Below are 4,963 nucleotides of genomic sequence, written 5' to 3' on the forward strand. Positions count from 1 at the left end.
CCGGCCAGACCTGCACGCTGGCCTACGACGCCAACGGCAACCTGGCGAGCAAGGCCTGCCCGGGCGGCACGACGACCTACACCTGGGACGCCCGTGACCGGCTGATCGCGATTGCCGGGCCGGGCGTCACCGCGAGCTTCCGCTACGACGCGTTGGGGCGGCGGGTGCAGCGGGTGGTCAATGGGCTGAGCACCGGCTATCTCTACGACGGCGTGCAGGCGCTCGCGGAGTTCGGCGCCAACGAGGCAGCGCTGCTCACCGGGCTGGCGATCGACGAGGCAATCGGACGGTTTGCGGCGAGCGGCGACCGGACGCTGCTGACCGACGCGCTGGGGAGTGTGGTGGCTGAGGCGCGGGCGGATCAGACGATCGCGACGGCGTATGGGTATAGCCCGTATGGGGAGACGGTGCGGAGTGGGGAGGACAGCGGGAACTCGACGCAGTATACGGGGAGGGAGAATGATGGGACGGGGTTGTATTTTTATCGGGCGAGGTATTATGAGCCAGGCATCAAGCGGTTCCTCAAGGAAGACCCCTTGGGATTCAAAGGCGGTTTAAATACCTATGTTTACGGCGATGGCTCGCCAACGGGCGGGTCTGATCCGTTCGGTCTACTATGGGGTGCGTCTGACTTGGGTGAGACGCTAGTCCAGGAAGTGGGTGGACTTGAGTTGGAGAAAAGAGAGCACCGCGAGGAATGGGGAGTGGAGCACTTGTTGAAGGCCGTTGGCAGGTCGTTCGCGGAAGATACAGCGGCCGCCGGCGCTGGATGCCTTGTTGGGATGCTAGTGACAGGGCCAACCGTAGCTGGTGTTCCTTGTGGTTGTGGGGCAGGCGCTGCCGCGGGGATTGCGTTGAAGGGTTACGTGGATTGGCTGGCTCTAATCCTACAAGCACAGGGCTGGGATAAGGGAGTCAAGTCAACGTGGCAACGCCTTGTAGACAGCGCGTTTAGATGGCCAGCACCAGCTTATCCATCACCATATCATTTCCCATCGCCTCCCCAAACGGGTAGCCAAAACTATTCTGTGTTCCAATCGGACGGGACCGGCAAGGCCCAACCATGAGCGTGAGCAGAACGCAAACGGCGCAAACGCAAACGCAAACGGCGGGGTCAGGTCTAACATTACAACACCCGACGAAACATGCTACGCTTGCCAGATGGCTAGACCGCTAAGGCTGGAATTCTCCGGGGCCGTTTATCATGTCACCTCGCGCGGGGATCGAAGGGAAGACATTTTCCTGAACGATGCTGACCGCAGCGACTGGCTGGAGGTGCTGGGCGTCGTTTGCGCGCGCTTCAACTGGGTGGTGCACGCCTTCTGCCAGATGACCAATCACTATCATCTGCTGCTGGAGACGCCGGATGGCAACTTGTCGCTCGGGATGCGGCATTTGAACGGCCTCTACACGCAGCGCTTCAACCGCCGCCACGGCTTGGTTGGGCATCTTTTTCAGGGGCGCTACAAGGCGATCCTGGTGCAGAAGGAAGTCTACCTGCTGGAGCTGACTCGTTATGTGGTCCTGAATCCGCTGCGCGCCCGGATGGTCGATTCGCTCGATGATTGGCACTGGAGCAGCTATCCGTTCGTTGTCGGCCGGGAATCTCCGCCACCATGGCTGGATGCGGACTGGCTGCTGCGGCAGTTTGCCCCTGAGCGCGGCGAGGCTCGTCGCGCTTATGTGGAGTTTCTGCTGGCTGGCAGGGGTTTGCCGAGTCCCGTTCTCGAAGCTCGCCAGCAGTTGGTGCTGGGCGATCGCGCTTTCGTGGAACGGCACTGCCAGAAAGGCATTCCGGAGCAATTGCGCGAGGTCTCGAAGGCTCATAGGCGCGCAGTGGCTTTGTCGCTCGATGAGTACGCGATGCGCTACCCCGAGCGAGATCTCGCCATGGCCCTGGCCTACCAGTCCGGTGCCTATACGATGGCGGAAATCGGCCGACATTTCGCGGTGCACTACATGACCGTCAGCCGCGCCGTCCGCAATTACGAACTGCAACAAAGGACGACAAGGTAGGGCTCGACAGGGCTTCTCCGTCGGTGTTCGCACGGACAGCGTCAAACCGGCGAACCGTCCACAGGCGATCTCCAACCGACGCCGGCTTCAGATCAGATGTATGCCAAGGCGCAGCGCGAGGTCGACGAATTGCTCCCGTTGCGGCGGACTTGCCAGTGGCGTCTCGTGCAGCACCTCTCGGATCGGTGATCCGCGGAAGCGCTGCTGGAAGAGCATCAGGCAGCGTGCCGAGTCGTCTCGCCTGGAGCCCCAGACGATGCCCTGAGCGCTTGGGCGCTGATCGAACGAAGCCTGCGCCCAGGCACGGGTTTCCGCGTAGCAGGCGGCCTCGCTGTCAATCAATTGACCACGGGTGAGATGCAGCTTTGGCAGGAACGGAGTGTGAAACGACACGCACTGGATCGCATCGTCGAGTTTCAGCGCGGCGATGCGGTAGTGCGCCAGGTCGGCGAGGCTGAAGACGCCGGGCGGATCGAGTGGCACGTCGTGCAGCACGGATTCGAGGCAGGCAGCGCGTTCGCTGGTGGCCGCGTACCAAGTGCCGACCGGACGGCCGTCGGGCAGCTTGAGCGGCGCGAATCGCGTATCGCCCCAGCCCAGTGAGAAACTCTCCGGGGTATTGGGGTGGTCCCGGGTGCAGAAGACGTGGTACCACATCGGCGCTTGCCGGCGGGTGACGGTCTCCAGGGTGAAGTTCTCGGATGGTCCCGGGGCCGGCAGGCCGCAACTCATGCCTGATAGCTACCCAGGCGATGGCGGACGGCCTGGAGCAGTGCTTCTCGTTCGTCCAGACAATCGCGAGGGGCACGAGCGCGCTGAGCGTGACCTGGATCGCCGGCAGCGAGCCGACCGTTGGGGAAATGAAACCAGGCCGCGATCTGCCAGGTGTCGGCGACCTCACCGAACTGGGCGAGAACCTCGGCAATTGCCGGCAGCGGTTGAAGCGCTTCGCTGAACTGATAGGCGGGGAAGTACTCTTTCCCGTCCCAGCTTACGGAGAAGATCTTGCCGCGCCTTTTCCAGTCACTCGCGGGAGCTGAAGGGTTCTTCGGCGGCCTCGGTTGCAGATCGTGAATCTGCTGGGCGGTTAACCACTGGGTCTCGGCGAAGAGGCAGGCAATCGTCTTGAGGCGGGCGGTGCGCTCCCGGAGCAGTGCATCCGACGGCGGCGTGACCTCGATTACCAGCCGCGCAATCTGGTCTGCCTTGTCGAGCAGTTGGCTACGCCCCTCGCGCTCCAGCAACGAAACCACGCGTGCCAGACCCTCCTGGAATTCCAGGGGAACCACAGCAACTGCGGGAGCGCCCGAGCCGGTTCGCACCGCCTGTCGTCTTGATTGACGTGGCGGGGCAGTCGCTCCTTCATCACGAGCTTTTGCAACTTGTGTCATGGCGGCTTCCTTGGCCTATTGTGCCTTCACGATATATCTTAACGGCCAAATAGGCAATCAGAAGACCATGCATGCGTTGCCGTAAAACGCACCCGCAGCGGGGTCTAAGATTCCAACATTTTCTTTCGGCACACCTCCGGGGTTCTGGCAATCACACATCCTTGCGCACGTCGACGGACCACCCGTTGGCGCCCTGAGGTTCGCTGTCTCGGGTGTCCCGGGTCGCCCGATTGACTATATGTATAATGTATGCATAATGCGTCGATGGACATCGAATTCGACCCATCCAAGGCCAGGTCCAACCTGGCCAAGCACCAGGTCAGCTTCGCCCACGCCGAACAAGCCCTCCGTGACCCGATGGCTGTCACCATCGAGGATCCGGACGCAGAGGGAGAACAGCGCTTCGTCACGCTGGGCAGGGACGCACTCGGACGGGTCCTGGTCATCGTCCATTCACCGCGCGAGAGCCGAACCCGGTTGATCTCTGCGCGCAAAGCCAGTCAAGGCGAAGCGGAGCAATACCATGCGTAAAGAATACGATTTCAGCAACGGCAAGCGGGGTGCCGTCATCCCATCCACGGGGAAGACCCGCATTACGATCATGCTTGACGACGAAGTCATCGAGTTTTTTCGAACCCGGGCAGAGGCGCTAGGGGCGGGATACCAGACCATGATAAACACGGCATTGCGCGCGGTAGTTGCCGATGCGGCGAGCAAAGACGCCGAGGACAAGCCCATTACAGTGGCGACGCTGCGCAAAGTGCTGCGCGAAGAACTGCACATCGCATAGCTGCGCATGCGCACAATGCCACCATGCCAGCGAGATGCGGCCCCGCTTTTCTCGTCCGCCACCCCCGTAATAGTTCGATGGCTTGCCCCGTGTCCTTTCGGCGCTGGAGAGACGAAGACAAGTCGCTTTCTCTTCAAGCCTGAACGCTCAACCTTGCTCGAACAGGGACTTGGGCAGGCCTGACTGACGGATGATGGATTGAAGTGTCCCGATGCGAATTTCGTCGTGCAGCGGGACCGGGACCGTTACGGTGGTGCCTGCTGTCCGCTTCTGCATGACCGCGTGGCTGCCTGACCGCTTCGAAACCGTGGTCGGCGAGCAGCCGACACAAGTCCCTTCCGGAGAAGACTCGAAGCCTAACCAACCGCGACCTCAAGCCGGGTGACGAACACCTCGTCATGGAGGCGGGTGGCTATCTCGGAGGAATCGGCCGTTTCGAAGAACAGCTCTATCGCCTCCTGCAGATTGTCGCGTGCCTTTTCGATTGTGGCTCCTTGACTGGCGATGTCCAGTTCCGGGCAGATCGAGACGTACTCGGCCGCCTCACGTTCGATGATTGCCGTCAACTGCATTGTACGTGCCATGGCCGCGACCTCCAGAAGTGAACGCCGGACAGTCTAGCACCTCGTGTTGCACACATGTCAATGGCGGTCAAGAACTGCCGATAGTTGGCTGCGAGGCGTAGAGGAGGCTGCTGGCGAGGGATGGTCCGCGGCCGAGACAAATCGGGGTTTTGAGGGCGGCTGGGCCGCCGATGTTGCGGCAG

The 4,963-nt window shown here is 61.7% G+C and carries 8 protein-coding genes; 4 read left to right on the forward strand and 4 right to left on the reverse strand.

The genetic code is table 11. The features are described 5' to 3' along the window. Both V5B39_RS21780 and V5B39_RS21785 read left to right on the forward strand, forming a co-directional pair. A partial coding sequence (locus tag V5B39_RS21780; protein ID WP_332344909.1) for an RHS repeat-associated core domain-containing protein occupies positions 1-1,067 on the forward strand: 1,067 nt, incomplete at its 5' end. Between the two features lie 94 nt (positions 1,068-1,161). Then, positions 1,162-2,016 carry a transposase gene (locus V5B39_RS21785; RefSeq protein ID WP_332344910.1) on the forward strand — a complete coding sequence of 285 codons (855 nt, stop codon included), beginning with the start codon at positions 1,162-1,164 and terminating at the stop codon, positions 2,014-2,016. 87 nt (positions 2,017-2,103) lie between these two features. Here the strand turns inward: V5B39_RS21785 and V5B39_RS21790 are convergent, their stop codons facing one another. Both V5B39_RS21790 and V5B39_RS21795 read right to left on the reverse strand, forming a co-directional pair. Then, positions 2,104-2,748: an RES family NAD+ phosphorylase gene (locus V5B39_RS21790; protein WP_332344911.1), complete on the reverse strand. Its 645-nt coding sequence runs from the start codon at positions 2,746-2,748 to the stop codon at positions 2,104-2,106. Continuing rightward, positions 2,745-3,407, reverse strand: a complete 663-nt coding sequence (locus tag V5B39_RS21795) for a hypothetical protein (RefSeq protein WP_332344912.1) — start codon at positions 3,405-3,407, stop codon at positions 2,745-2,747. Before V5B39_RS21795 ends, V5B39_RS21790 begins: the two co-directional genes overlap by 4 nt. Positions 3,408-3,671: 264 nt before the next feature. On the opposite strand from V5B39_RS21795, the gene V5B39_RS21800 reads away from it, so the two are divergent. Together V5B39_RS21800 and V5B39_RS21805 are read left to right on the forward strand one after the other, a co-directional pair. Then, positions 3,672-3,938: a BrnT family toxin gene (locus V5B39_RS21800; RefSeq protein WP_332344913.1), complete on the forward strand. Its 267-nt coding sequence runs from the start codon at positions 3,672-3,674 to the stop codon at positions 3,936-3,938. Next, positions 3,931-4,197 (forward strand): BrnA antitoxin family protein, encoded by a 267-nt coding sequence (locus V5B39_RS21805; protein WP_332344914.1) that lies wholly within the window; start codon positions 3,931-3,933, stop codon positions 4,195-4,197. The genes V5B39_RS21800 and V5B39_RS21805 overlap by 8 nt, the downstream gene beginning before the upstream one ends. 147 nt (positions 4,198-4,344) lie before the next feature. Here V5B39_RS21805 and V5B39_RS21810 read toward each other — a convergent pair whose 3' ends face one another. Together V5B39_RS21810 and V5B39_RS21815 are read right to left on the reverse strand one after the other, a co-directional pair. Further along, the gene (locus tag V5B39_RS21810) at positions 4,345-4,473 is read right to left on the reverse strand and encodes a type II toxin-antitoxin system HicA family toxin (RefSeq protein WP_332344915.1); all 129 of its coding nucleotides are present in this window, start codon (positions 4,471-4,473) and stop codon (positions 4,345-4,347) included. 80 nt (positions 4,474-4,553) lie between these two features. Further along, positions 4,554-4,781, reverse strand: coding sequence for a type II toxin-antitoxin system HicB family antitoxin (locus V5B39_RS21815; protein WP_332344916.1), 228 nt, complete (start codon positions 4,779-4,781; stop codon positions 4,554-4,556). Between the last annotated feature and the right edge of the window lie 182 nt (positions 4,782-4,963).

Origin of the sequence: Accumulibacter sp., from assembly GCF_036625275.1 — a bacterium.
Taxonomy (GTDB): domain Bacteria; phylum Pseudomonadota; class Gammaproteobacteria; order Burkholderiales; family Rhodocyclaceae; genus Accumulibacter.

What these genes read in the sequence shown, in the direction of transcription:
- V5B39_RS21785 (WP_332344910.1), top strand. Translation starts at nt 1,162, where the DNA reads ATGGCTAGACCGCTAAGGCTGGAATTCTCCGGGGCCGTTTATCATGTC.
- V5B39_RS21790 (WP_332344911.1), bottom strand. Translation starts at nt 2,748, where the DNA reads ATGAGTTGCGGCCTGCCGGCCCCGGGACCATCCGAGAACTTCACCCTG.
- V5B39_RS21795 (WP_332344912.1), bottom strand. Translation starts at nt 3,407, where the DNA reads ATGACACAAGTTGCAAAAGCTCGTGATGAAGGAGCGACTGCCCCGCCA.
- V5B39_RS21800 (WP_332344913.1), top strand. Translation starts at nt 3,672, where the DNA reads ATGGACATCGAATTCGACCCATCCAAGGCCAGGTCCAACCTGGCCAAG.
- V5B39_RS21805 (WP_332344914.1), top strand. Translation starts at nt 3,931, where the DNA reads ATGCGTAAAGAATACGATTTCAGCAACGGCAAGCGGGGTGCCGTCATC.
- V5B39_RS21810 (WP_332344915.1), bottom strand. Translation starts at nt 4,473, where the DNA reads ATGCAGAAGCGGACAGCAGGCACCACCGTAACGGTCCCGGTCCCGCTG.
- V5B39_RS21815 (WP_332344916.1), bottom strand. Translation starts at nt 4,781, where the DNA reads ATGGCACGTACAATGCAGTTGACGGCAATCATCGAACGTGAGGCGGCC.